This is a genomic window from Streptomyces sp. Tu 2975, from assembly GCF_009832925.1.
Classification (GTDB): domain Bacteria; phylum Actinomycetota; class Actinomycetes; order Streptomycetales; family Streptomycetaceae; genus Streptomyces.
Window position 1 is genome coordinate 1949389 of record NZ_CP047140.1, and the last position, 25804, is coordinate 1975192.

Below are 25804 nucleotides of genomic sequence, written 5' to 3' on the forward strand. Positions count from 1 at the left end.
CTTCGCCGCTCGTCCGTCGCTCTTCGGCCGCTCTCCCGCCGCGGCGGGCTCTCAGGACGTCACGGCGAGGACCACGATGAGGACCACCAGCACCGCGCCGAAACCGCCGAGGGCGAGGACGAATCCACGCCCGTTCCCGGCCGTCATGGACGAGCGGTGCCCGTTGCGGGACGACCCGCGGTCGTCGGTCCCGGGCCGCACCGGTTCGCCGGGCGGGTAAACGGTCCGGGTCTGCGGCTGGGCGGTGGCACCGCCCCGAGGCTCCGGGTCGCGGAGGGGGTACCGGCCGGTCTCGGGACGGTCCGGCGCCGCTGTGCGGCGGTCCTGCTCGGGACGGGGCGGCTCCGCTGTGCGGCGGGCGTGCTCGGGGCGGCGGGGCGGCACGGGATCGCGGGGCGGCTCGGGTGTGCGGCGGGCGTGCCCGCCCGGCCACTCGGGGTGCTCCCGGTACTCCGGGGGACCGGGAGGCCGCTCCGGGGCGAGAGGCCGCTGCTCGAGGCGCTCCGGCGCCCGAGCGGGGGGCTCCGGCGGCTCGTGCGTGACGTGCGACGGCGACAACCCGGGAGATGTCATCCACCGGCGCACCAGCGTCTGCCAGACCGGCAGCGTGATCCCGGGATCGGTGCGGCCTGTGAGGATCTGCTCGGCCGCCCCGCGCCCGATCGGGTCGACACCGCCGCACAGTTCGGGCAGCAGTCTCTCCAGACGGTGTCCGACATCGGCTTCGGCGGCGAACGGACGCACGGCCCATCGGTACAGCGATGCCGCGTTCGCGGCGCGGACCGCATGGTCCGGGCCGCCCCGGGCCGCCGAGGCGCCGGGAGCGAGATAGAGCCGCCGGCCGAGGACCGCGTCGCACATGCGCTTGCGCTCCCCCGCAGTCCAGTCCGGCCAGCTCTCCGCGATGCGGCGCACGACCAGGGTCAGCACGTCGTAGGAGGGGTCGCCCTCCAGTACCGTCAGCAGGTCGCCGTTGCCCGACTCCCTGATCGTGTCGGCGAGTTCCCGCTCGTCGCGGCAGTTGAGCAGCCGCGCCGGCAGTGAGCCGGTCTCCCTGGGGGCGGAGCGGCGGCCGAGGACCGGCCGCCGGCGCCGCTCCCCGTCCGGCTCCGGCCAGGTGGGACGTACGACGGGAAGCCGCCCCGACGGCCCGGGAGCCGGCGCCACCGGCGGTCGCGGGTCATGAGCGGGCGACGTGGCGAACGGCATCGCGGACGAGGCGGACGCGGACGGCTCCGTACGGTACTCCGCCGGCCAGGACGGCTCCGCACGGTACGAACCGGACGCCGATGCATCCCCCGTGCGGTACTCCGCCGGCGCGGACGGCTCCGCGCGGTACGGGTCGGCCGCGGACGGCTCCGGACGATACGGGCGGGGATCGGACCGGTCGCGCCCCGCGCGTGGCCCGGACCGGTCGGGTCCGGCGCGGCGCTCGAGCACGGCCAGGGCGTCCTCCGAAGCGGCCAGCAGGGCGTGGCTGTCCCCCACGGTGACGCCGCGGGGCAGCGCCGTCGACAGCGCGTCGGCGAGCTCGAACTCGTGCGCGTCGCCGCGTTCGACCGCGTACAGATAGGCGCGTACCAGGCGCTCCGCCACGTCCCGCGGCCGTCCGTCCGGCGCCTGGAGCGGGTCCGTGCGCACCCTCGGCCCGTCCTGGTCGGGCGAACTGGACCAGCGGCTTACGAACATGAACCTGATCCGGCGGCTCTCCGCGGTGTCGTGCGTCGCGAACGTCCACGGCTGCGGCAGGACCTTGCCGAAGATCCCGTACAAGGCCCACAGCAGCAGGCACGGCCCGTCGTCGCCCGCGCGGTCGAGCACGGTGTGCAGCGCGGCCGGGTCGCGCAGCACCTCCGCCGCGACCGCCGTCAGTTCGGCCTCCGTCCGGCGGAGCCCGCCGGCCAACCGCCTCCCGCCCTCGAGGGCCGACCGTTCGAGGGCGCCGAGCGGCACCGGGTCCAGCGCGCCGCGGACCTCGCCGAGTTCGATGCCGCTGCCCTCCCAGTCCCAGGTGCGCAGCCCGAGACAGGTCTCGGGGCCGAGGCTCCGCTCGGCCCCGTACAGGGCGTGGCACAAGGTGTCCTGGCGGCCTCCGAGGCCGCGCCCGGACGTCCTGTGCACCAGCAGCGCCGTCGCCGAGTCCTCGCTCACCAGGCGCACCAGCGCGGGGGACGTGTCGGGGCCCGCCGACCGCAGCAGGTGGGTGACGGGCCGGAACAGCCGTACGACCTCGCTGCGTTCGCCGGACCAGGCGACCGGGCCGAAGCCCGTGTTGCCCATCGGATTGGCGGCGTCCCAGCGGAAGACGATCTGGTCCACGGTCCCGGTGTGACGTGACGTCATACCCCTGTCTCCCTCAAATCGGCCCCGGGCAGAAGCCCGCACATCGCGAAAAGGGACAGCAGCGGGGCGAGGACCCGGCGCGGCCGCACGCCGTGCGGGAAGGTCTCGCCCCTCTCCTGGCCTCCGGTGGCCGCCACGAAGTGCAGCGTGCAGCGGGCGCAGTCGTCGAACGGCTTCAGCCATGCCTGGCTGCCGTGGTGCCGGACGAAGGCGTGGACGTCGCGGCTCTCCGCGCGCAGGGTGCCGTCGTCCAGCACCGCCGGCAGCCCGCGGGCCAGCCAGCGGTCCACCGACGGGTCGAAGCGGACCAGGTCGCTCTTGTTCAGTGCCACGGCCGCGGGGGCGGTGATGTACGGGCCGGTGCGCGGGATCCGGCCGAGCACGGTGGCGAACGCCTCGTCGCCGAGGTCACGCTGGACCAGTCCGGTGCGCTCACGCACCGGGTCGAGCTGGGGCAGCCGCAGCGCCCGCAGCGGGTCGAGCACGAAGATGAACGCGCCCACGCCCATGAGGAACCGGGTCACGTCGCTGTTCTGCGCGAGGTCCTCGCCGGCCAGGTCGAAGAAGACCACGGGCCGGGTCACCCCGTGCCCGGTGACCAGCAGACCGTCCGCGAACTCGGCGAAGCGCACCTGCCCCGTACGCCGCAGCACCTCCCCGCGGTGCAGCGGATGGACCGTCTCCGCGAGGTACTCGCGGTGCTCCTCCGGGTTGAGCGGCAGGCACTTGAGCCCGTACGGCTCGAGACCGCCCTGTTCGATCTCGCCGAGCATGGCGGCCAGCAGATGGGTCTTGCCGGCGGCGGAGCTGCCGACCATGGCGACCGTGAGCGGCTCACCGCTGGTGAGGTAGGGGACGGGGAGCCGGTGCGGCTGGTCCTCGTCCGCGTGCGGACACATCTGGAAGGCCTGGCGCAGGGCGTCCTGACGGTGCATCGGACGGTACTCCGCGCTGAGGTCGAGCTTTCTCGGCTCCTTCTTGCTGTCGAGCGTGAACAGCTGCGTCTCGTCGTAGTGCACCGGCAGCAGACAGTGCGGGCACAGCGGGGGCCTGGTGGGCAGGGGCACGTCCGCGGGGCCGTCCTGCCGGGGCTCGGCCGCCGGCCTGGGCGCGGGCGGGCGGCCGGCACCCAGCAGCCGCCGGAGCGAGCGGCGGGGCGGGGGGTCGACCAGTTCCACGTACACCTGCTCCTGGTCCGCCGGGGCTTCGAGCCCGAGCCGGTCGCGCTTCTCCGCGAGCCTGGCGTCGAAATCGGCGCGGGCGCGGCCGAGCGGGTCCGGGGCGGAGGAGACCACGGCGAGCGGATCGCCGACGTTCAGCAGGCGCATCAGCTCGGCCGGCGCCGCCCGCATCGCGGCCGGAGAAGCGAACGACCCACTTTCGCTGAGCGCGGCGAGCCTTCGGAAGTCGGCAAGGTCCTCGGGAGGCGCGGTCGCGTCCCCCGGGCGGCCGGACAGCAGGAAGTACATGAGCCGGGCCACCGACCACAGGTCGTCGCGCGGATCGGCGGTGCCCGCGCCGTCCCGCTGCTCCGGTGCGGCCCACGGCGCCGCACCGAACGCCTCGCGGGGCTCGCCGACCCGCTGGGTGCGGTACAGCTCGCCGAGCCGCACATGGGTGCCGTCCCAGCGGACCGTGTAGGGGTTGATGTCACGGTGCACCAGTTGGACGTCCTCCAGCAGGCGTACCGCGAGCGCCAGTTGGCTGAGCACCTTGTGCTGTTCCGCCACGGTCAGCGCGCCCTGCCGTTCTGCGACGGGCCGCCCCGCGTGCGCCTTGTAGAGGACGAACGGTTCCGGAGCGTCGAGATGGAACCCGACGAGGCGGGTGAACAGCTCGCTGTAGGGCTCGGCCCCGTGCTGCCGCTCCACCGCGACCGCCGCGCTGACCTCCCGCTCGAGCGCGCCGTAGGCGTCGGCGCCGCCGTGCGCGGAGCGCGGCAGCCGGTACTGGATCACCCGCCAGCCCTTGCCGAGGGTCACCTGCCGGGCCAGCAGCGGCTCCCGCTCCGGCATTCGGACGTCGTCGGAGAAACGGGCGGAGAAACGGACGGGGTCCTGGCGATGGGTGTAGAACTCGAGCTCTTCCACGTCCTCCGCCGGTGTCCCCGTGCTGTGCGGCACGGTCATCGCGTTCCGCCCTCCTCTCCCCTGACCGACCTGACCGTGTCCGGGCGCATGGGCACCAGCGTGAGCACCCCGGCGTGCCTGCCGCCCGCCGTCCACACGACGTCCTCCGCCGCGGCCGGCCACGCGCCCTGGCCGGTCTCCGGTTCGGCGCCGCGCCGCAGGGCCTCCGGCGCGAAGCGGAACCGCCGCGCGGCGTGCGGGTCCTTGGAGAGCAGCCGCCGGTGCTCTGCCCCGCACAGCGGGACGACGTGCTCCGTGCCGCCGTCGGCCATGAGACGGCGCACCCGGTCGGAGGAGACACCGAGCAGGCCGGCGATGCCGGGCCGGTTCCCCGGATCCGGGGCGTACGGGGGCGGTGCGGCGGCTGCGTCCCTGATCAGCCGCCGGTGCTCCTCATCGAGGAGTTCGTCCATCAGGGGGCGCAGCGGCACCCTGGCCGCGGTCGCCGGTTCACGTTCCACGGCGGCCCAGCGGGAGGCGAGGATCAGCGCGGCGCCGTGGGTCAGGTCGCCGACCAGCGTCTCGACCAGTTCCGGGCCGCCGTCGCCGGTCTCCCGTTCGAGCCAGGGCGGGCCGTCGCCGTCGGAGCGGGACGGCCACAGGCTGCGCAGGGCGTGCGGCTGCTCCTCGGCGGCCGGCGCCCGCGTCCCGGGGACGTGCGGTACGGAGCGGCCGATGCCGGCCGGGTCGGGGGCCGGGTCCGGGGCGGCGTCCGTGTCATGGTCGTCGGAGCCCGGGCGGAAGTCGGAACCGGCCTCCGGCGCGGCGTCGCGGCCGAAACCTGAGCCGAAGCCTGAGCCGAAGTCCGGTCCGAGGTCCGGTCCGAGGTCTCCGAGGCCCTGACCCGCGTCCGGGCCGAAGTCCCCTGCTCCGTAGGGGCCGTGAGCGGCCCGGCCGTCCGGGAAGGCCGTGTGTGAGGCGTTGCCCGGGACGGTCGGTCCCGGCCAGTCGTCGTCGGCGCCGTCTCCCCAGCTGTCCCAGTCGAAGCCGCCCGTCTGTCCGGCGGAGGGACCGCCCGGTTCGTCCACAGGCAGCGCCCGGTCCACGGACGGACCGGCGCCCAGCCTTTCCTCCACGGTGTCGGCCAGTGACCCCACCAGTACGGCGACGGCTCGCGCCGCGTCGGAGCAGTGGTAGCGGGCGTCGGCGAGCAGCCAGTCGTGCACGACCGTGTCGGCCAGCAGTTCGTCCACCCCCTCCACCGCTCCCGCGGCGAAGGCCCAGTCCGTCTGCCCCCACCAGTCGTCGACCGCCGCCGTCCAGTCGCGTATCGCCAGCAGTACCAGCGCGGTCAGCGCGACGGCCAGGGCCGGAGGGCCCGCCCAGGCCGGCAGGGACAGCGCCACGCCGGCGAACGCGCCGGTCACCCCACCGACGGCGCCCGCGGCGAGGCGGGTGAGGGCGCGGGTGTCCCCGCCCCCGTCCAGGCGGCCGTCGCGGGAACGACCGGGCCGGCGCCGCAGCATCAGTACGGCGAGACCCGCGCCCACCGCCGCGCAGAGCGGGCCGCTGAACCACCCGATTCCCGGCCACAGCCCGGCGACGCAGCAGATCAGCAGGGCCAGGGCCGCGTCGGCCGCCCATGGGCGGCGCATCAGGAACGGCGGCGGCAGTGGGAGTTCCGCGACCCGCTCCGGCGGACAGGTCTCGTCGAGTCGGCGCAGTCTCGCCGTGCTTCCTGCCGGCGCGGACCGGCCGGAGAGCGCGTTGAGCGTCGCCGCGACGGACCGCAGGGGCAGCCGCTGCCCGAGGAGGCGCTCCGTGTGGTCGCGCAGCGCCGGTCCCACGCTCGCGCGCGTCACCTCCGGCACCTCCGTCAGTTCGATGCCGCGCTCGAGCAGACGGGCGCGCTGCTCCGGGCGGACCCGGTCGCCGCCACCGTCGCCGAGCGCACCCGCGACCTCTGTGCGGTACGCGGCCAGCGCGTCGGCGAGGACCTCGAACCGTGCGGGGAGGTCGGCCTCCTTGCCGGCCCTGCCGAACAGACCTGCCCCGCCCCGGATCGCCTCGTAGGCGTCCCTGGTGTCGTGCAGGGCGTCCACGCACTCCTCGTGCCGGGTGTCGGTCCTTCCGCCGGGCGTCAGCCACGGCCGGTCGGAGAGACTGCGCGGTACCGACCGGCCGAGGAGGAGCGACAGTTCGGGGGTGAGGCCGTCCTGCCGGGTCCCGCCGGACGCGGCGCCGCCCTCCGGCGGGGTGACGGACACGGGCAGGTCCTGGCCGGTGAGGTGCTCCAGCGCCTGCCGCCACGCCCGTGACCGCGCCTCCTCCGTCAGGTCGTGCTCCAGTACGTGCACGGCGGGCACGGCGACGCCGTGCGGCACGTCCGCCAGCTGACCGAGGACGCAGTCGAACACGGCCGGTTCCGTGAGGAGTTCCAGCAGCGGCCGCAGCGACGCGTCGAACCTGTCGGTCCCCGGCGCGGCGCCCACGAGCGTGTCGGGCAGCCACAGCACACCGGCCTCCGGTGGGCCGAGCGGCAGCGGCCGGTGGATCTGCCGCTGCCCGGGGGCACCGGTCGCGAGGCAGAGCAGCCGTGCCGGTCCGTAGGAGTAGAGCTGTTCGTAGAGGCGCTGGTGGTCCACGAGGTCCGCCGCGTCGTCGATGACGAGGAACCGCCGCGTGCGGTCGTGTTCCGTCTCCTTCAGCGCCGCGGTCACCGACCCCCCGCGCCGCAGGTCCACGACGACGGCATGGGCCCGGCGGTTCTGTTCCATGGTCACCATCGGTCGCCGTCCTGGTCGTGGCCGTGGCGGCCCCAGTCGCCCTCGTCCCAGGGGTCGGTGGGGCCCGGCGGCCTGGTGCGGGCGGCGTCCTCGTCCCGGCGGGGGCCGGCTGCCGGTTCGTGGTCGTTGGGGTGCGCGTCGCGGTCGTGGCCCGGGTCCCGTCGGCCGTGGCCCACGTCGCCCCGTCCGTGGCCGTCGTCCTGTCCGTCCGCGTACGTCCGTTCGCGGCGGGGTTCCGAGCGCGGATCGGGTCGCGACTCCGTCCGCGGATCCGGGACCGGCGCACCCTCCTGGCGGCGTGCGGCTTCGCTCTGCGCGACGCGCTGGTCGAGCGCGCGCAGGTTGGGCCGGGTGGGGCGGGTGGCGCCGGGGAAACGCATGTCGAGCGCGCCGGGGAAGGTCTGTTCCCAGAAGTCGCGCAGTGGGACGAGCCATTCCTCGTCCTCGGCGCCGAACTGCCCGCTCAGCTCCTTGATCAGGGCGAGCTGGCGGGGCGCCACCTCGTGCACCAGCCGGCGGAACAGCGGCGAGGGGGCTTCCGGTGTGGTGGCGAGACCGACCGGCTGTGCGCTCATCAACCGCTCGCACACCTCCTCGACGATCCGGCCCTCGTCGAGCAGCGCCCACTGCTCGTAGGCCCGCAGCAGTCCCGCCCAGCTGGAGACGCTGTTGTCGAAGGCCTCGAGGCGCAGCGTCATGGTGGCCGCGCCGCCCTCCTGGAGGCGGATACGGATCTGCTCGGGCGAATCGGGTGACCCCTTGACCTCGACGAGGTCGTTCCAGACAGCGCACAGGATGCGGTGCAGGATGCGGCGCCGGTCCTCCTCGGTGCTGGCGAGCCAGTCGTCGCGGTAGCCGAGGCGCTGGCGCCAGTGCAGGAAGTCGTCGACGCCGGCGGCGTCCCGGGCCTCCGACCACAGCCGCAGCACGTGCCGAACCTCCGAGACGTCGGTGAGGCTCATGCCGCTGCGGAACAGCACCACCGTGATCGACTCCGTGTCCACGGCTCTGAATTCGGGGACCGTCCCGTACGGCAGGCGCAGTTCACGCCTGAGGAAGGCCGCGGCCCCGGAGCCGGCCTCGCTCTGCGGGTGCACGATGAGCACCTTGAGCGGGCCGCTGCCGTCCGGCTCGAAGCCGACCGGCAGCAGTCCGACGAGCTGGGAGCGGAACTGCTCCAGCCACCGGGTGTCCACCTTCGCGGCGGCGTCCTCGTCGCCGGCCGCGGCCTGCAGCAGCACCCCCAGCGACGGCAGCAGCGGACGGTCGCCGAGCACGCTCGACTCCACGAACAGTCCCTTGACCCGCCGCTCGATGACCTGCTTGATCTCCTTGACGCCGGCCTGCGGTGAACGACGCACGGACTCCAGGGCACGCATCCAGTCGTCCGGCCGGATCAGTTTGGCCACCAGGCGGGCGGCGCCCGGGTTCTCCGGCAGGTTCTCGTGCTGGTAGAGCCGGCGGATCACGTCGTCGTAGAAGGCGGCGAGGGTGTTCTGCGGGGGGAGCAGGTACAGCACGCCCTTGCGGTCCTTGCGGTAGAGCTCCTTGCGCCGCTCCGCGAAGAACTTGCGCTCGTCCTCCTCGTGCCCGCGCAGCGCCTTGACGAGCTCGCCGATCTCCTTGGTGGTGCGCAGCAGTGGGGGCCGCCATCGCGACTCCTGGTCCTTCCAGCCGCGGTGCCACTTCTGCCGGGCCCGCCACCGGTACCAGGCGTCCTGCTCGTCGAGGGCGTTCTGCACATCGGGGTCGCCCCAGCGGGCGGGTACGAGCCCGCCGACGGCCCGCTTGATCAGCGGGATCTGCGGCGGGTGGACGTCCACGCCCTCGCCGCGTTCCGGGTCGTTCCTGCGGTTGTCGAGCATGCCGACGAACCCGGCCTCCGCGACCCGCTGCGGATGGCCGGGCAGTCCGGCGAGCAGCCTCTCCAGCTTGAACGGGTCGATCGCGCCCAGCAGTTCGCGGCAGCCCGGGCCCGGCCTGAACTCCTCGACCAGCCGTGGGATCTCGGCGTCCAGTTCGCGCTGGAGTCTGTTGAGTGCGTCGTCCATGTCGCCGAGCCGGTTCCGCAGGGCCTGCATGATGGCCTTGGTGCCCTTGGGCAGCGGGTCGGGCGGCACCACCTCCGGCGCCTCCCGGGTCCACAGCCGGCCGATGGCGGAGCGGTCGAACAGGTCGCGGACCCGCTCGGTGCCGTCGTCGGCCGGCTTGCGCGACTCCTCGTCCATCGCCCGCACGGCCTGCGCCAGCAGCCGTCCCGCCACTATCTCGGCCAGGTCGTCGACCGGCACGGTCAGCGAGGCGGCCAGGCTGGTCGACATGGACCGGTGGCCGATGCCCGACCTGGACGGCTTGGAGCGCTCCACGCTCTTGTTGACGAAGCTCGCCGCGAAGGACTGGTAGTCGCCCTCGGTGCGGCCCTGGCCGTTGTCGTCGCCGAGTTCCGTGCCGATGAGGGACATCACCATCGCGGTGATGGAGCGGCGCAGGTCCTCCGGCTCGATGCCGGCGGTGCGGCTGAACAGGAACGCGGTCTGCACCGTCGAGGGGCGCAGCGTGACGAGGCCTTCGCCGGGGTAGCGGACGCCGAGCGAGCCCTGCTCCTCCACGTCGCCGAAGTCGGACCGGGCACTGGGCACGTTCTGGTCGTCGACCAGGCGGGAGAGGTCGACCAGGGCGCGGGACGAGTTCAGTTCCGCCTCACGGCCGCCGCCGGCCTCCGGCGGGAAGGCGGAGGGCATGACGACCAGGGGATAGATCTTGACGCCCTTGACCTTGGACCTGCGGAACTCGTGGCCGATCAGATGGATGAAGTCGTAGAAGATGCCGGCTCCGGTGCCACCGGCCACGGAGAACGCCACGAACACGTCGCAGCCGCGGATCTGCCCGCCGCCCATCTCCCGCAGGTCGCCCTGCGAGTTGCTGATCGCGCCGATCGCCTCCCGCAACTGGCGCAGCACCGGCTCGAGTCCGCTGCGCAGTGTCGCGAACAGCGCCGACCTGCCGACGGTCGGCAGCTGCCCGGCCCCTGTGTGCAGGGGTGCGACCCGGGGCTGCCGCTCCTGGGGCGGCAGCCAGTGGTGGGTCTCCTCGTGCAGCGCGACCCGCAGCATCCGTGCCACCTCGGGCGAGCTGTCGTAGTCGCTGGGCAGCAGGTCGTGGATGATCCGTGAGGTACGGGCGTGGGCTGCGCTCTCCCCGGCCTTGAGGCCGGCCGGCTGGAGCCTGTCCAGCTCGGACTCGCTGAAGTCCGCGTAGACGAACTGCAGACAGTCGGGCAGCTGGAACGGCAGCCGACGGCCGTCGGTGACCAGCTTGTTGCCGTCGGGTCCGCACAGCTCCCGGCGCAGTCCGCGCTCCAGGTCCGCGCCGATCCTGGCGCCCGTGCCGCCCAGACCGACGTAGAGCATGGGCTGGTAGATCTTCATGTCTGTCTCCCCTTGCGCCGCCGTGGACGGGCGCTCGTGGCCGAGAGGTGGGTCAGAAGTGGGGGTCGGGAGGGGTTGTGCCGCGTCGCGGCGGGGCGGCCGAGGCGTCGCCCCGGGTCCGTCCGCCGCGGGGGCCGGTGCGATCGGTGGAGCCCTGGGGACGCGGGCCGCGCGGTCCCGGCACGCGTCGGCGGCCGAAGGGGCCGCCGCCCTGGCCCCGGGCCTGTCCGTCCCGGCCGGGCCTGCCCGGTCGAGAGGCGGTACGGGCGTCACCGACGACGAGTTCGAACCCGTCGGCCAGGCCCGCCGGCTGGCCCTGCCCGATGGCCCGCTCCGGTCCGCCGGGCGGCTTGAGCAGCAGTTGCCCGGCCGCCGTGCGCCGCAGGCGGTACGCCTGGGAACCTCCGCCGCGCCGCAGCGCGGGTGCCCCGTCGCCGGCGCGGCCGACACCGAACAGGAACTCCCCGCCGGTGCTCTGGCCGGCCCTGATGGTCAGCGTGTCGGGGCGCTGCCCCTCCACCCGCAGTTCGAGCCGTACACCGGAGAGGTCCCGCCGCCTGGCCCCCGCCCGCAACCGCACGGCGACCACGGCGGCGAGGGCGCACAGCAGGAGCGCGGAGCCGGTGAAGGCCCACCACCACCTGTCCCACAGGGTGGGTTCGGCGGTGACGCGCACCCCGAGGAAGACGTTATCCACGACCCGGCCTCCGTCGCCGAGGTCGGTCACCGTGATCCGTCCGGACAGCTCGCCCAGGGGGACGCCCGGGCCGAGCGTGACGGTGAACGGGGTGGAGCTGCCGCCGGGTGCGGCGTTCACCGTCGCGGGGGTGATGCGCAGCGCCGATCCGGGCGGCTGGTCGGCGAGGGAGAGCCGCAGGGTGTGCGGTCCCGAGTCGTTGTTGGTGACGTCGAGCGTGCCGCTGACCGTCTGCCTGGGGTGGACGTCGCCGCGGTCGACGCTCAGGCCGGCCGTGAGCACCGGGGTGCCCTGCGAAATGCGGGCGTGCAGGGGCCGGCGGTCGCTGGTGATGCCGGGTGCGGTCATCTCGGTGGTGAGCCGCAGCTCCCCGGAGGCGGTGGCCGGGACGGTGAACCGTCCGGCGTAGCGGGCGTCCTCGGCCCGCTCGTCGGGCTTCCTGCCGCCGTCCGCCAGCGGTACGACGACCGGGTCGAACCCCGCGCCGGTCATCCGGGCCGAGACCCGGATGCCCTTGAGCTGCTCGGGGTCGGTGATCACCACACCGCGTCGGGTCTGCATGCGGACCTCGACGACGGCCTCCTCCCCCGGGCGGGGCGAGGCCGGGCTGAGCGTGACCGCGGAACGGAGCCGGCCCTGCCAGATGGCGCGCACGGCGACCTCGCGGTCGCGGTGTCCCTCCGGCGCCTCGATATGGACGCGCCACTTGCCCGGCAGCGGGTTCTTCACCCGCAGCGCCTCGACCGGCCCGTCCTGTCCGCTGGTCTCGAAGGCGGAACCGTCGAACTCGCCCTGGGTCGGCACCCGCCGGCCCTTGGGGTCGTAGTAGGTGACGGTGACCTTGGGGTCGTGCTTGCTGACCGTGAGGGAGCCGTCGGTGGCGATGGGCGGGATGGTGACGGACAGGTCGGCGGGCGGTTTGCCGACCGTGCCGTGCGCCACGCGGGCGCAGCGGGCCGCGGCGAAGGTCTCCTGGAGTGCCTTGTCGATCTGCGCCGAGCTGTCGACCACGCGCATCTTCGGGGCGGCGTCGGGCAGGTCGGCGCAGCCGCCTCGGAATCCGCCCTCGGCCATCCTGGTCAGCGCGGCCCGGTCGATGCTGTCGCCGAAGCCGAGCGGCCAGATCTGCACGGACTCCCGCCGTGCCCTGGCCAGTTCCTCGGTGAGGCGCTTCGCGCCGTTGGCCTGGCGGCTCGCCTGGTCGGCGCCGTACTCGGGGCTGTCGGACACGTCGAGGCGGCCGTCGGTGAGCAGGAAGACGACCTTGGGGATCTCCTTGTCACCCTTCTCCGCCAGCCGGTCGACGGCCTGCCGCACGGCCGCGGGGAAGTCGGTGCCCGGTCCGGTCTTGTGGTCGTCGCGGTGGGCCAGTTGCTGGACGCAGTCGCTCAGCCGCTGCCGTCCCGCGGTGTCGGCCGTGGTCAGGGCACACACTTCGCTGACCGGTGACTGGCCCGGTTTCTCCGAGCTGCCGAAGCCGATGACGGCCGCGCGGGAGCGCCCGGAGATCTCGCCCTGGGTGATCAGCGAGGCGGCCTCCACCTCACGTGCCAGGTCCTCCTCGGACAGGCTCTCCGACTGGTCCACGACGACCGCGAAGTCGATCGGGTCGGGCCCGTCGGACGCCGGCGCGGCCGCCCTGCCCGAGGAACCGGCGGCCTGTCCCGGCGCCGCGGCCGGAAGTATCAGGAGTGCGCAGACCAGCACCGGCACACCCGTCTTGCGGAACATTTGCATCGTCTCTCACCACAGCTCGCCGAAGAGGACCAGCAGCGCGCCGAAGGTCAGCGTGCAGACCCCCATGCGCAACCACCGGTATTTGGCGGCCAGGACCGCCCCGTGCACCCGTGCCTGGCCGACCAGCCAGCGCACGACGTCCTCGCCCGACTCCGAGAGCCGGACGAGCAGTTCATCGGTCGGCGTGCCGACCGCGAGATCGCGAAGGAAGGTGGTGTCCGCGCCGGTCCGCGTGCGCGGCAGTATCACGCCGACGAGCATCAGCACGCCCGCCGCGTAGAGCAGCAGCCCGGCGGTCACGACGGCCGCCGCCGCCCGGGACGACGGCAGCGGAAGTTCGTTGCGCGAGAAGGCGACGGCCAGCGCGGCGACCGCTCCGGAGAGCAGGATCGCCGCCTTGGCGTCGGCCCGGCCGATGTCCTCGCGTACGGAGTTGAGCAGCCGCTCGGCGACGAACCGCACGTCGCCGCCGGGGTCGGCACCCGCGGACCCGCTTCCGGGGCCGGTTGCCGGCACGGGTGCGGGACCCGCGCCGGGTACGGGGCCCGGAGGCACACCGGCACCGGTGCCCGGGCCCGGTGGTGCGCCGCCGTTCATTCGTCCCCCCAGTCGTCGAAGTCCGCGCTCGGGGGAGCGCCGCCCGACCCGGAAGCCGGCCGAGCGTCGCGGTCCCGCTCCGCGGACGACTGCACCCGGGTGGGTTCGTAGACGTGCCCGTCGTCGGGCGCCGGGGCGGCGTCCTCCGGCTCCTCGTCCCAGAACGGCCGCCGCGGCTCCGGGGTCTCCTCCCTCCGCGAGGAGAGCGCGGGCCGGCCTCCCTCGGGGGACGTGAGCACCCGGTCGGTGACCCTGCCGGTCACCCTGCTGCTGTTGTCCCTCAGATACCGGAGCACCTCGTACATCTGCTCGCCCACGTCGTGCCGCTCCAGCATTCCCGCGTCGAGCAGGCGGTTGAACAGGTGCAGATAGTCGGCCTGGCCCTCCCGCTTCTCCTGCCGGATCGCCTGGCGGATCTCCCACACCTTGTCGGGGTTGCTCGCCATCAGATGGGTGATCTCGGCCTCCTCGCCGCGCCGCAGGACCTCTTCCAGCTGGGCGGCGCGCTCCGCGACGCGTTCGCGCTCGTACCGGTCCTTGCGCCGGTCCGCCTCGGCCTGTGCCCGGTCCTTCTCCATCGCGAAGGCGACGTCGTCACGCTCGGCGACCCGGTCCCTGACCTGGTCGCTGAGGTCGATGAAGACATGCACACGGGTCCGCAGTCCGAGATCGGCGCCCAGATCCATCCGGCCGGCCCGCAGTTCGGCCTGGACGGCCTCCTCCGCGCGCTGCGCCTCCGTCAGCCGGAACCGGCGGGACACCTGGCGCAGCCCGTACAGCAGGTCACCGTGCAACATCTCGCGGACGTCCCAGACGGCCTTCTCGACCACCAGGCGCGGGTCGTCCACCTCCCACTGCACCTCGGCGCGCGTCTTGAACGACTGGGCGTCGCCGGCCGCGGGCAGGGCGAGGTCGAAGGCGGTGACATGGCGTCCGAGGATCACCTCGAAGACGGCGCGGGGTCCGCCGAACCAGGGCTTGTCGTGGTCCTCCCTGCGGCTCGGCCACAGCACGCTGTGGCCCCCGTTGGGGTACAGGTACACGGCCGCCACCTGGCCGCTGCGCGGCGTGTACGGCAGGACGCACTCCCGCAGCAGCGGCCCTTTGCGCGGCTCGGCGGCCCCGGCCTGCTCGTCGGCGCCTGCTTGCTCGTCGGGCCGGAACGGCTGCTGCGCGGGCGGTTCTCCGGCGCCTGACGGGGTCATCGTTCAGCTCCTTCCGCCGCCGCTTCCCACATCAGGCGGGCGGCGTTCTTGTCCAAGGGGTCGTCCTCGTCCCGGACCAGCCGGGCCAGCAGGTGCCGCACCCGGTCGCGGTCCCTGCGTTCCACGGTGATCAGCGGGAGGAAGCCGCGGACCACCTCCAGTTGTGCGGGGTCGTCCGCGCACTGGCGCAGGACCCGCCCGAGGGCTTCGAGCGCCACCTCGCCGGAGCGGGCGGTGCCGAGGGTGAGGGTCACCAGGTCGGCGAGCTTGCCGGCCAGGGGTTCGTGTGTGGCCAGCAGGGCCACGAGCAGCGGCCGGCGGGCGTGCTCCTCCAGCGCCTCGGTCTCGTCGAGGCCCCACAGATAGGTGGTGCGCGTGGTCATCGTGCCCAGCACGCTCAGCAGCACCAGGTCGGCGAGGTCCCGCTGTCCGCCGCGCAGCCAGGCGCCGAGGCGGGCGACGACCGTCGCCGGCTCCGCGCCGGCCAGCAGCCGGGTGACGCTGAACGCCGCGTTGGACAGCGTCGTCACATCGCCGGCCCGGACCGCCTTCGCCAGCGCGTCGAGGGAGGCGCGGACGGAACCGGCGGCCATGCCGTACCCGTGGGTCAGCAGGGCCGTCGTCACCAGCGCCTCGTCCCCCGACGTGGCCCACTCCTTCAGCAGCGCGCCGACCGCGGGCCGTACGGACGCGTCCCTGGACGCCTCCGCGAGCGCGGTCGCGGCCGACATCTGCTGGACGGGGCTGTCCACGGCGGCCATCGGGCCGATCAGTTCGCCCGCCCCGTGGACCCAGTCCCAGGAGCAGAGGACGCCCGCGGCGACGGAGGCCCGCACCCACACCTGGGGCCGCGGGTCGTCGCACAGGGTGCGCAGCCAGCGCACCACCGGGCCGCGCGCGTTGTGGTAGCCGTTCCACACCTCACGCAGCACGGCGGTCGCGAGGGCCTCGCCCTGGAAGCGGATGGCGCGTACCGGGATCTGGGCGTCACCGAGGTCGAACTCCGCGTCCTCGACGACCGCACGGGCCAGGACGGGGCGGTCGTCGGCGTGGGTGCCGAACAGCCGCCGTCCGACCGGCTGTTCGGGGTCCAGGGTGACGGCCATCTCCCAGGCGAGCTGCTCGGCGGCCTCCGCGGCCAGCCCGTAGGGCGAGCCGTTGAACACGGCGACGGCGATGCGGAAGGCCGCGGCGCCCAGCGCGGGACCCGCCTCGGGAAGGGTGCCGGGGCGGTCGGCGCCGGCGAACCATGCGCGGGCCTGCGCCCGTACGAAGGTGGTGCAGCCGTCGAGGAGTTCGTCGTCACCGAGTTCGCCGCGCCAGTGGCGGGCGAGCAGCTGCGCGAGACCGGCGGCCTCTTTGGGGCGCAGTTCGTCGAGTCCGAGCGCGCCCTTCAGGTCCTCTCGGCGGGCCAGTTCGCGGCAGGCGTCGAGGGCCTCCGGCGGTTCGCCGAGCAGCTGGATGCGCAGATGGCGGTGGAGGACGTCCTCGGTCCCCGGCGGGCGGAGCTGCATCCCGTAACGGCCGCGCAGCAGCCGGTCGGCCAGGTCCCCGCTCTCCACGAGGACGACGCCGAACGCCTTGGCGGTCAGCAGCTGCCTGCTGAAGCGGTCCAGGTGCAGTTCCGTGAGCCGGCCTGGGTGACGTCCCTCGTCCCGGCCGTCGCCGCGGGTGCTCCGGCCGCCCTCCCGGTGGAGTTCGTCGGACGGGAGTTCCAGGAGGTGCCCGTGCTCCTCCTTGAGCATGTCGCCGGAGATCCGGTGCACAGCCTCGCTCGGGTCCAGCCGGGTGACCTGGTGGTCGGTGAGCTCGGAGAGAAGGGCGAGGGCCGTGGCCGTGCGGCCGCTCCCCCGTTCCCCGCACAGGACCAGCAGCCCGCACTCGCGCAGCCTGGTCCGCATCCGGCCGTAGCCGGGGGTCTCGCAGTAGACCCCGGCGAGCCGGCGCAGCTCCTCCGCGGGGACGGGTCCGTCGAGCATGGCCGGGCCGGGGCCGGCGCCGAACTGGTTGATGAAGTAGTTGCCGTGGAAGTACTGGCCGTCGTCGCCGAAGGTGACGACCCGCTCCGCCTGCCGCGGTGCGAAGGTCCGGCGTGCCGCGTGGGCGGTGCCCGAACCGCCGGTGCCGCCGGCGGATCCCATCGGGCTGCGGCCCGCCGTGGCGAACGGGTTGGGCGGTTCCGGAGCCGGTTCGGCGCCGTCCTGCGCGGCGGCCTCCGCGTCCGGTTCCGCGGGTTTCCGGTCGGGGGCGGGGGCAGGCTTCTGCTCGTCCGCCGGGGCGTCGGGCGGCGGGGCCTCGTCGTGGTCGCTGCTCATGCGGCACCGTCCCCGTCGGGGGCGGCCGTGCCACGGCTCTTGCGGATGCCGGTCACCTCACCGTGGAACACGTTGTTCTCGAACGACGCCACGTCGCCCCGGGCGTCGATGTGCGTGACGGTCGTGCCGGCGGTGCCTGTCGTCCTTGCCCGGTCTGTCGTGCCGGTGGCCCCTGTGGTGCCCTTCGTGCCGGTGGTACGGGACCCTGGCGGGTCCGGAGGCGGTGGGCCGTCCCCCTGTACCGGCCCACCGCCGGTCTCGGCCCCCGGTTCGCCGGCTTCGCCCGTGCTCCGGTGCGCGGCGTCAGGCCCTGATGCGGGCCGGTCCTCGGGCAGCGGGGGCGCGGGTAACCGGGGGATGTGGAACCAGGCGGTCTCGTCGGTCTCCTTGAGCCGCACCCGCGCACTGCGGTACGTCTCCGGTTCGACGTAACGTCCGCCTTCGGCCACCACGTTGGCGTAGAGCCAGTCGGAGACGACCAGCAGCAGATCGCTGCCGGGGGCGAGTTCCATGGTCCGCCTGGCGACCGGGCTGTCGCAGAGCCGTGCCGCCACGTCCACGGCACGCCCCACCAGTCCCCTGCCGTCGTCGAGCACGGGGCCGGCGTTCATCCCGATCCGCAGCCGCAGCCGGTCGGCGCTTCCCGCGTTGTGCTCGCGCAGGCTCTGGAACAGCGTGTCGAGCCAGGTGCCGACCATCAGCGTCGGCGGTACGCCGGGGTCGAGCGCGGCGAGGATGCCGTCGCCGCGGTCCTCCTGGTGGACGCGGTCCACCTCGACGCCCACGGAGGCGTACGCCTCGGCGAAGGCCCCGTACATGGCGGCCCGCATACGCCTCTTCGCGTCGAGGCCCATGCGCCCCGAGCCGCAGGCGTCCCCGAAGACCACCAGTCTGTTCACGGCTGCTGCACTGCTCACTCGGACCCCCTGGGTGCTGTCGTCTCGGGAACAAGACTCGGTGCGTCGTGCGACGGGCGATGTAGCCGTTTACACAAGTGGCGGGCTTTTCTTCACCGGTCCGCGCTGCGGCGGTTGCTCGCGGCCCTGCGCGAGGAGCCGCAGCAGGTCCATGTCGGTGACGATCAGCCGCCGGTGCGCGGTGCGGACCACCCCTTGCTCCCGGAGCAGCCGCAGCACCTTGGCGACCGCTTCCCTGGTGGCCCCTATCGCCGCCGCCAGGTCGTGCTGCGGCAGAGGCAGGTCGATGACGGTGCCGTCGTCGTCGGTGCGGCCGACCCGTCCGCCGAGTTCGACCAGGCGGGCGGCGAGCCGCTGGAGCACGGAACCGGACGCGAGGGAGCGGCGCTCCCCGTCCGAGCTGCGCAGCCGGGCCGTGAGCTGACGCATGATCAGCGCCGTGGCCTGCGGCCTGGCGGCGAGGAAGCTGCGGAACCGCTCGCCGGAGACGGCCACGGTGCGCACCTGGCCCAGCGCGGTCACCGTGGCGCTGCGCGGACCGCGGTCCACGGCCGCGAGGTCGCCGACGACCTCGCCGGCCCCTCGCAGGGCGAGGATGAGACGGCCGCCGCGGTCGGTGCCCACGGAGACCACGGCCCAGCCGGAGAGCACCAGGAGCACGAAGGTGCTGGTGTCGCGCTCCTCGATCATGACGTCACCGGACGCGTAGACGCGGGGCGCTCCGAGTGCGGTGAGCGTGGCGCGGTCCTGGGGAGTCAGGGCGTCGAGAAACGAACGGCCCCCTCCGAACAGACTCATCGACTCGCCCCCCGCAGCGGATGTGCTGGCCCTTCGGGGGACCACGTCCTTCGCCGGTGTTCCTTCCCGCGCAGTGGACCCATACGGCACTCGGTGCCACAGAGTTGACCAACCGTCACACTGCGTCGGGGCAACGACGCTATGGGCCGGTCATTGGTCGGTCAATATGACCTCGATGGAGCGCGGGGGCACGAGGGGCGCATTCATCAACGGGCAGGCGCATGATCCTCAGCCGTACCTCTTGAACGAGCCCCCATGGACGAACGGTCTCGGGCGCCCGCCGGGCGCCCGAGACCGTCGCAAGGGGATCGAACTGCGCTGCCTGCCGCGGGGATCAGCGGCTCACAGCCGCGGGTCCACCGGTTCCGACTCCAGAGCCAGCACGGCGAACACGGCTTCGTGCACCCGCCACAGCGGCTCCCCGTCCCCCAGCCGGTCCAGCGCCTCGAGGCCCAGGGCGTACTCACGCAGTGCGAGAGAGCGCTTGTGGTTCAGGAACCTCTCCCTCAACCGCTCCAGGTTCCGCGGCCGGGTGTACTCGGGGCCGTAGATGATCCGCAGGTACTCGCGGCCGCGGACCTTGATACCCGGCTGCACGAGACGGCCCTTGCCGTCCCGCGCGAGCGCCTGGAGCGGCTTGACGACCATGCCCTCCCCGCCCCGCCCGGTCATCTCCAGCCACCAGTCGACACCGGAGCGCACCGACGCCTCGTCACCCGTGTCGACGATCAGCCGCCTGGTGACCTGGAGCAGGCCGGTGGCGTCGTGCTCCACCAGCTTGTCCAGCCAGGCCAGTTGCTCATCGTGCCGGACCGCGGCGAGCGAGCGGCCCTCGGCCGCGAGGATCTGGAAGGGCGCGAGACGCACCCCCTCCAGCCCGTCGGTGCTCCAGCAGTAACGCCGGTACGCCTCGGTGAACGCGGCCGCGTCGGCGGCGCGCTCGCGCTGCCGGTCCAGCAGTCCCTCCACGGCGGCGCCGCGGGCGGCGGCGGCCTCCAGGGCAGCGGTCGCCCTCGGCAGCACGGCTCCCGAGGCCGCCCCGACCGCGGCGTACTGGGAGCGCAGCAGCCCCGACGCCTTGAGCGACCAGGGCATCAGCTCGGCGTCCAGCAGCAGCCAGCCCGTGTCGAGTTCGTCCCACAGCCCGGCGTCGGTGACCGCCGTGCGCAGGCGTCCCAGGATCTCCTCCGTGACGGCCGGGTCGTCGAAGAACGGCCGCCCGGTGCGCGTGTGCAGGACTCCGGTGGGTCCTTCGACGCCGAACCGTTCACGCGCCGCGTCCGCGTCACGGCAGACCAGCGCGACCGCCCGCGAGCCCATGTGCTTCTCCTCGCACACGACCCTGGCGATGCCGTCGGACCGGTACTGGGCGAACGCCTCCGCCGGGTGCTCCAGGTAGCCGTCCTCCTTGGAGGTGGCCGTCGGGGCCATCGTGGGCGGCAGATACGTGAGCAGGCGCGGGTCGACGGCGAAGCGGCTCATCACCTCGAGCGCCGCCGCCGCGTTCTCCTCGCGCACGCCGATGCGGGCCATGTGCCGGGTCTCGACCACCCGCCTGCCCTGCACGTCGGCGAGATCCAGCGGACGGCCCTCACGGCCGCCCGGCGCCTCCGTGACGAGCGGCCTGACCGGCTCGTACCAGACCTTCTCGGCCGGTACGTCGACCAGTTCCCGTTCGGGCCAGCGCAGCGCGGTCATCCTGCCGCCGAAGACGGCGCCGGTGTCGAGGCAGATCGTGTTGTTGATCCATGAGGTGTTGGGGACAGGTGTGTGGCCGTAGACCACGGCGGCGCGGCCCCGGTAGTCCTCCGCCCACGGGTAGCGCACGGGCAGCCCGAACTCGTCCGTCTCACCCGTCGTGTCGCCGTACAGCGCGTGCGAACGCACCCGCCCCGACGTGCGGCCGTGGTACTTCTCGGGCAGGCCGGCGTGGCAGACGACGAGCTTGCCCTCGTCGAGCACGTAGTGGCTGACGAGGCCGTCGATGAACTCCTTCACCTGCTCGCGGAAGGCGTCGTCCTCCTTCTCCAGTTGCTCGATGGTCTCCGCGAGGCCGTGGGTGTGCTGGACGTTGCGGCCCTTGAGCCAGCGCCCGAGCTTGTTCTCGTGGTTGCCGGGCACACACAGGGCGTTGCCGGCGGCGACCATCGCCATCACCCGCCGCAGCACGCCGGGGCTGTCGGGGCCGCGGTCGACGAGGTCTCCCACGAAGACGGCGGTACGGCCTTCGGGGTGGGCGCCGTCCACATAGCCGAGCTTGCCGAGCAGGGTCTCCAGCTCGGAGCTGCAGCCGTGGATGTCGCCGACGATGTCGAACGGGCCGGTGAGGTGGCGGAGGTCGTTGTAGCGGCGCTCGAGGACGATCTCGGCGCTCTCCACCTCCTCCACGCTGCGCAGGATGTGCACCTTGCGGAAGCCCTCGCGCTCGAGACCGCGCAGCGAACGGCGCAGCTCACGGCGGTGGCGGGCGATGACATGGCGGGGCATGCCGGCCCGGTCGGGCCGGCCGGCGTTGCGCTCCGCGCACACGTCCTCCGGCATGTCGAGGACGATCGCGATCGGCAGGACGTCGTGCTGCCTGGCCAGCTGCACCAGCTGCCGGCGGCTCTCCGCCTGGACGCTCGTCGCGTCGACGACGGTGAGGCGGCCGGCCGCGAGCCGTTTGCCCACGATGTAGTGCAGGACGTCGAACGCGTCACCGCTGGCGCTCTGGTCGTTCTCGTCGTCGGCGACGAGTCCCCGGCAGAAGTCCGAGGAGATGACCTCGCTCGGCTTGAAGTGCCTGCGCGCGAAGGTCGACTTGCCGGAACCGGTGGCCCCGACGAGGACCACGAGCGACAGGTCGGTCACCGGGAGGCGGCGGCCGGGCGCGGTCGTGCCTTCGGGGAGTGTCGTGCTGGTCATGCGGCCTTCGCCTCCTTCTCGGTGATCTCGAACACGGCCATCTGCGTGGGCGGCCCCACTTCGGGGTCGTCGGGCCCGACGGGCACGAGCCGTACCGCGTATCCGTGGCGCTCCGCCACGCCCTCGGCCCAGGTGCGGAACTCCTGCCGGGTCCACTCGAAGCGGTGGTCGCCGTGACGGACGTGCCCGGCGGGCAGGCTTTCCCAGCGGACGTTGTACTCGACGTTCGGGGTCGTCACCAGCACCGTGCGCGGCCGGGCGGAGCCGAACACCGCGTACTCCAGGGCCGGCAGCCGGGGCAGGTCGAGGTGCTCGATGACCTCGCTGAGCACGGCGGCGTCGTATCCGGTCAGCCGCTTGTCCGTGTACGTGAGCGAACCCTGCATCAGCTTGACGCGGGACGCCTGCCGCTCCCCCATGCGGTCCAGCTTGAGGCGCCGGCCCGCGACGGTCAGCGCCCGCACCGACACGTCGACGCCGACGATCTCGGTGAACCGCGTGTCCTTCAGCAGCGCCTGCACCAACTGGCCCTGGCCGCAGCCGAGGTCGAGAACCCGGCTCGCGCCTGCCGTGTGCAGCGCCTCCAGGACGGCGGCTCTGCGCTGCTCGGCGAGCGGTACGGGGCGCTCCTCCGTGTCGGTGGTCTCGTCGACCGCGTTGTCGACGTCCTCGACGTCGAGGTCGTCGGCCTCGGCCAGCCGCACCAGTTCGAGGCGCTCCATGGCCTGGCGGGTCAGTCCCCAGCGGCGGGCCAGGTAGCGGCTGGTGATCAGCTTCTGTTCGGGGTGGTCGGCGAGCCAGCCCTCACCGGCGCGCAGCAGCTTGTCGACCTCGTCGGGCGCGACCCAGTAGTGCTTGGCGTCGTCGAGGACGGGCAGCAGCACGTAGAGCTGGCGCAGAGCGTCGGCGAGCCGCAGCTCCCCTTCGAGCACCAGCTGTACGTAGCGGGAGTCGCCCCACTCGGGGAACTGTCCGTCGAGCGCGACCGGTTCGGCCTCCACGGTGCTCCAGCCGAGCGGCTCGAAGAGCTTGCGGACCAGCTCGGCGCCGCCGCGGGCGGGCAGCGCGGGCACCTCGACACGCAGCGGCATCGGGGCCTCTGCCCGCCCGGGCAGTGCGGCGCAGACGCCGCGCAGGGCGCTCTTGAACACGGTGGTCAGGGCGACGGCCAGCAGTGACGACGCCGCGTAGGGGCGGTCGTTGACGTACTGGGCGAGCGCCGAGTCGGGGGCGCCGCCGCGGCCCTTGCCCTTGCCGCGCCGCACCAGGGCCACCGGATCCACCTCCAGGAGCAGGGCGGCCGTGCACCGCTCGGCGGACGCCTCGGGGTAGAAGACGTGCGCCGTGCCGTGCGAGGTGGAGAACGCCTGCGCCTTGTCGGGATGCTTGTGCAGCAGATATCCCAGGTCGGTCGCGGGGCGTTCAACGGTGCCGGTGGTACTGATCGTCAGGAACACGCGTTTGAGTATCGTCCGCATCGGCCGCCCCGACCAGGGGTTTTCGTCAGGGGACGGCTCGTGTTCGACGCGGCACCGCGCGTGTCCGGCCGGTGCTCATGGGCGCAGCAGCCGCGCGAGCTCCGCGATCTCGCCGGGGCCGACCCGGCAGCAGCCGCCGGCCAGGCGTGCTCCGGCCTCGCGCCATGCGCGCACCATGCCCGGGTCGTACCCGGAACCACCCTGCCAGGACCGGGAGGCGGCGTCCCACCGTTCGCCGCTGTTCGGGTACACGACGGCCGGCTTGCCGGTGACCTCCGAGGCGAGCGCGACCGCGTCCGCGGCCTCGCGCGGGTCGCAGCAGTTGACGCCCACGGCGATGACCTGGTCCCGGCCGGCGGCGAGCGCGAACGCCTCGGCGAGCCGCCGGCCGGCACGTGTGCGGCCGTCCGCGACGGTGTACGACAGCCACACGGGCACGCCGCACCCTTCGGCGGCGTCGAGCAGCGCCTGCGCCTCGTCCGTGTCGGGCACGGTCTCCAGCGCGAGCACGTCCGGGCCGGCGGCGGCGAGCGCCTCGATCCGCGGCCGGTGGAAACGCTCCAGCTCGCGCACGCCGAGTCCGTACCGGCCGCGGTACTCGCTGCCGTCCGCGAGCATGGCGCCGTACGGTCCGACGGATGCGGCGACCCACACCTCATGGCCGGCGGCGTCTGCCGCGGACCTGGCCAGGGCGACGCTCCGGCCCAGCAGTCCGGCCGCCTGCTTCCGGCCGAGTCCCCGCCGGGCGAACCCCTCGAACGTGGCCTGGTAGCTGGAGGTGATCAGCACCTGGGCTCCCGCCCGTACGTACGCCGTGTGCGCGGCCTCGATCTGCTCCGGGTCGTCGGCGAGCAGCCGGGCCGACCAGAGGCTGCCGGTCAGGTCGCAGCCCTGTGCCTGGAGCTGGTTGGACAGACCGCCGTCCAGGACGACGGGTCCTTCCTCGAGAGCGGCGGCGAGCGTACGTGCGGGTCTCACGGTGCTCTCCTCGTCAGCTCAGCTGCGAGCTGACCTGCGACGAGATCAGTTCCAGGTGGTCGAGGTCGTCGAGGTCGAGGATCTGGAGGTAGATACGGGAGGAGCCGGTGGCGGCATAGCGCCCGATCTTGTCGACGACCTCCGCCGGCGAGCCCGCCAGTCCGTTCGCCTTCAGCTCGTCCACCTCGCGGCCGATCGCCGCCGCGCGACGGGCCACCTCCGCGTCGTCCTTGCCGACGCAGACCACCAGCGCGTTGGAGTAGACGAGGTCGCCGGGGCCCGGCCGGCCTTCTCCGCGGCGGCGCGCACCCGGCCGAACTGCCGCTCGGTGTCCTCGATCGAGGCGAAGGGCAGGTTGAACTCGTCCGCGTACTGGGCGGCGAGGCGGGGTGTGCGGGTCGCTCCGTGGCCGCCGATCAGCACGGGGATCTTCCGCTGGGCGGGCTTGGGCAGTGCGGGCGAGTCGGACAGCTGGTAGTGCGTGCCGTCGTAGGAGAAGGTCTTGCCCACCTCGGTGGCCCACAGTCCGGTGACGATCGCCAGCTGCTCCTCGAGCCGGGCGAACTTCTCCTTCGGGAAGGGGATGCCGTACGCCTTGTGCTCTTCCTCGAACCAGCCGGCGCCGAGGCCCAGTTCGACCCGGCCGCCCGACATCTGGTCGATCTGGGCGACCTGGATCGCCAGCACACCGGGCAACCGGAAGGTGCCGGCCGTCATCAGGGTGCCCAGGCGGATGCGCTTGGTCTCACGGGCCAGTCCGGCCAGGGTGATCCAGGCGTCCGTCGGTCCGGGCAGTCCGTCGGAGGAGCCCATGCTCAGGTAGTGGTCGGAGCGGAAGAAGGCGTCGAAGCCGAGGTCCTCGGTGGCTTTGGCGACGGCCAGCAGGGTGTCGTAGCTCGCCCCTTGCTGGGGCTCGGTGAAGATTCGAAGATCCATGGCTCCATCCTGCACCCTGGACTCCCGGCCCGTCGCGGCCGAAGGTCCACGGTGGCCGTCAGGGCCCGGCGCGGCCGCGGACGGTTTCGGGAGGCCGGTCCGGTTCCCGTTCGGCGAGCCGGCGCAGCATGCCGCGTACCCGGTCGCTCGACTCGTCGGCGGCGTCTATCGTCTCGATGCACTGCCAGTAGAGCCCCTCGTCGTCCGTGGCGCAGGCGACGCCGACGAGTGCGATGCCGACGTCGCCGAGCAGCACGTTCAGACCGAGTAACGTGGCCTCCGGATCGGCCACTTCGGTCAGTCCCGTGGCCCGGACGGTGCCACTGCGCACCATCGGATGGTCGAGCACGCCGCATCCGCGACCGCCGATCTCGCTCAGCCCTCGTGCCTCGCCCCGCAGTTCCGGCGGGCCGACGAGCGCCAGCCGGGCGCCGATCGCCTGCGCGAGAGCCTGCGCCTGCCACGCCTCCGCGACGATCTCCGGCACCGCGCGGCTCTGGGCCAGCGCATGACGGCACATCCTGACGAGCCGTTCCGCATCCATGTACGCACCCCCGTTCGTACGAAATTCTGCCCACTGGGTTCATTACCCAGAGTGAAGCCCATTGAGCCGGAA

Annotated in this window: 14 protein-coding genes and 1 pseudogene; all 15 read right to left on the minus strand. The window is 73.5% G+C overall.

Annotation, left to right across the window (positions count from 1 at the left end; genetic code table 11):
• Positions 1-51: 51 nt before the first annotated feature.
• A complete protein-coding gene (locus GLX30_RS08575) occupies positions 52-2343 on the minus strand; it encodes a hypothetical protein (RefSeq protein ID WP_159685540.1) in 2292 nt (763 codons plus the stop codon).
• Positions 2340-4472 carry a hypothetical protein gene (locus GLX30_RS08580; protein WP_244258071.1) on the minus strand — a complete coding sequence of 711 codons (2133 nt, stop codon included), beginning with the start codon at positions 4470-4472 and terminating at the stop codon, positions 2340-2342. Before GLX30_RS08580 ends, GLX30_RS08575 begins: the two co-directional genes overlap by 4 nt.
• Positions 4469-7189 (minus strand): hypothetical protein, encoded by a 2721-nt coding sequence (locus tag GLX30_RS08585; RefSeq protein ID WP_159685542.1) that lies wholly within the window; start codon positions 7187-7189, stop codon positions 4469-4471. The genes GLX30_RS08580 and GLX30_RS08585 overlap by 4 nt, the downstream gene beginning before the upstream one ends.
• A gap of 2 nt (positions 7190-7191) precedes the next feature.
• A complete protein-coding gene (locus GLX30_RS08590; protein ID WP_159685544.1) occupies positions 7192-10626 on the minus strand; it encodes a tubulin-like doman-containing protein in 3435 nt (1144 codons plus the stop codon).
• A 52-nt stretch (positions 10627-10678) separates the two neighbouring features.
• The gene (locus tag GLX30_RS08595; protein ID WP_244258072.1) at positions 10679-13054 is read right to left on the minus strand and encodes a VWA domain-containing protein; all 2376 of its coding nucleotides are present in this window, start codon (positions 13052-13054) and stop codon (positions 10679-10681) included.
• Positions 13055-13066: 12 nt separating this feature from the next.
• Positions 13067-13576: a Pycsar system effector family protein gene (locus GLX30_RS08600; protein ID WP_244258073.1), complete on the minus strand. Its 510-nt coding sequence runs from the start codon at positions 13574-13576 to the stop codon at positions 13067-13069.
• A gap of 77 nt (positions 13577-13653) precedes the next feature.
• Positions 13654-14862: a hypothetical protein gene (locus GLX30_RS08605; RefSeq protein ID WP_159685549.1), complete on the minus strand. Its 1209-nt coding sequence runs from the start codon at positions 14860-14862 to the stop codon at positions 13654-13656.
• Positions 14859-17177 carry a hypothetical protein gene (locus GLX30_RS08610; protein ID WP_244258074.1) on the minus strand — a complete coding sequence of 773 codons (2319 nt, stop codon included), beginning with the start codon at positions 17175-17177 and terminating at the stop codon, positions 14859-14861. The genes GLX30_RS08605 and GLX30_RS08610 overlap by 4 nt, the downstream gene beginning before the upstream one ends.
• Complete coding sequence (locus GLX30_RS08615; protein ID WP_244258075.1) at positions 17174-18094, minus strand: hypothetical protein; 921 nt, start codon at positions 18092-18094, stop codon at positions 17174-17176. Before GLX30_RS08615 ends, GLX30_RS08610 begins: the two co-directional genes overlap by 4 nt.
• A 69-nt stretch (positions 18095-18163) precedes the next feature.
• A complete protein-coding gene (locus GLX30_RS08620) occupies positions 18164-18892 on the minus strand; it encodes a Crp/Fnr family transcriptional regulator (RefSeq protein WP_159685552.1) in 729 nt (242 codons plus the stop codon).
• Positions 18893-19234: 342 nt separating this feature from the next.
• The gene (locus tag GLX30_RS08625) at positions 19235-21796 is read right to left on the minus strand and encodes a polynucleotide kinase-phosphatase (RefSeq protein ID WP_159685554.1); all 2562 of its coding nucleotides are present in this window, start codon (positions 21794-21796) and stop codon (positions 19235-19237) included.
• Positions 21793-23253, minus strand: coding sequence for a 3' terminal RNA ribose 2'-O-methyltransferase Hen1 (locus tag GLX30_RS08630; RefSeq protein ID WP_159685557.1), 1461 nt, complete (start codon positions 23251-23253; stop codon positions 21793-21795). The genes GLX30_RS08625 and GLX30_RS08630 overlap by 4 nt, the downstream gene beginning before the upstream one ends.
• A 96-nt stretch (positions 23254-23349) precedes the next feature.
• Positions 23350-24252 (minus strand): homocysteine S-methyltransferase, encoded by a 903-nt coding sequence (mmuM, locus tag GLX30_RS08635; protein ID WP_159685559.1) that lies wholly within the window; start codon positions 24250-24252, stop codon positions 23350-23352.
• A 13-nt stretch (positions 24253-24265) separates the two neighbouring features.
• Positions 24266-25188, minus strand: a pseudogene (locus GLX30_RS08640) (LLM class F420-dependent oxidoreductase).
• Between the two features lie 58 nt (positions 25189-25246).
• Positions 25247-25732, minus strand: coding sequence for a DUF6099 family protein (locus GLX30_RS08645; RefSeq protein ID WP_159685562.1), 486 nt, complete (start codon positions 25730-25732; stop codon positions 25247-25249).
• Positions 25733-25804: the final 72 nt, after the last annotated feature.